Below are 478 nucleotides of genomic sequence, written 5' to 3' on the forward strand. Positions count from 1 at the left end.
TGACACTTCCCCCATAGATAAGAGGTTTAGTACCTACCAATTTGCCATTCACCTTATTTTTATGTGGAGCAGTAAATATTTCTTCCGTAGGAATGTTCGGAAAGAAAGGTATTCCATTTTTATCTATCACACTCCCACCGATATAGAGATGATTTTTAGGTAGACCAACTAATAAATCAGTCCCACGGCTATTTGTAAAATGCAGGGCTTCAAATTGGCTCTCGTTCAGGATTTTTTTTCGAGACTCGAAGGCTCTATTGTGACTCTCCCAATCTTTTATAGAATTTTTCCCATCTGCACGAGTTCCTTTTAAAATTAATTTCCATAATGAATGCAGAGCTTCTTCTTTAGTTAAGTGAGGAAATACTTTAGTTGCCCATGTGAAGTTCGGGACAGCCAAAATACACCAGCGTATCTCGTGGGATCTAATCTTTGCGTAATGAGCCTTCAACTTGGTGCGAGAGGCCTTTTGGAAACG

General features: G+C 39.3%; 1 protein-coding gene. It reads right to left on the minus strand.

Features of this window, described 5'->3' with window-relative positions:
* The coding region (locus tag M3210_RS20130) for an aminopeptidase (RefSeq protein ID WP_251518076.1) at positions 1-478 on the minus strand (478 nt) is incomplete at both ends.

The organism is Oceanobacillus luteolus (assembly GCF_023715655.1).
Taxonomy (GTDB): Bacteria; Bacillota; Bacilli; order Bacillales; family Amphibacillaceae; genus Oceanobacillus; species Oceanobacillus luteolus.